1 protein-coding gene is annotated in these 702 nt (G+C 63.4%); it reads left to right on the forward strand.

Going from position 1 to position 702, the window contains the following annotated elements:
- A partial coding sequence (locus ACYVDE_RS25140; protein ID WP_460504246.1) for an acyl-CoA dehydrogenase family protein occupies positions 1 to 393 on the forward strand: 393 nt, incomplete at its 5' end.
- Positions 394 to 702 lie beyond the last annotated feature (309 nt).

Raw genomic sequence — 702 nt, forward strand, 5'->3', positions numbered from 1 at the left:
CTGGAGCTGCTGATAACCCGCGGCCTGTCGCGCACGGCTTTCGGCAAGCCGCTGCTGCACCTGGGCGGCAACCTCGAGCGCGTGGCCGACCTGCGCATGGCCATCGACCAGGCCCGCCTGCTCACGCTGTATGCCGCCTGGAAAATCGATAGCCAAGGCGTGAAGGCTTCGATGAATGAGATTTCGGCCATTAAAGTGGTGGCACCCAATGTGCTGCAACGAGTGGTGGATGAGGCCATTCAGCTGCACGGCGGCGCGGGCGTGTCGCACGACGTACCGCTCACGGCGCTGTTCACCGTGGCCCGCGCCCTGCGCCTGGCCGACGGGCCTGACGAGGTGCACCGCGCCATGGTGGCCAGGGTGGAGCTGGCGAAGTATAAGGGCAAGAATTGAACGAAACTCCCCTCCTCAGATGAGGAGGGGACATTTCAGCAAAGCTGAAATTGGGGTGGTTGAATTGGTTGAACGACACCCAAACGAAGCCCAGGCCAACCGTTCAATGCCTACAACCACCCCCGTTGTCGCTGAAGCGACAACATCCCCTCCTTGGTAAGGAGGAGAGTTTGACGTGCTAATCATTGACCCTATGCCCACCCAACCCACCGCCCGCCTCCTCGACACTGCCGGCCCGCTGCGCCCCGGCGAAGAACTCGATGCCGCCGCCGTTGATGCCTGGCTGAAGCGGCAGCGGCCGGCGCTGCG

The sequence above is a fragment of the Hymenobacter agri genome (assembly GCF_054778495.1).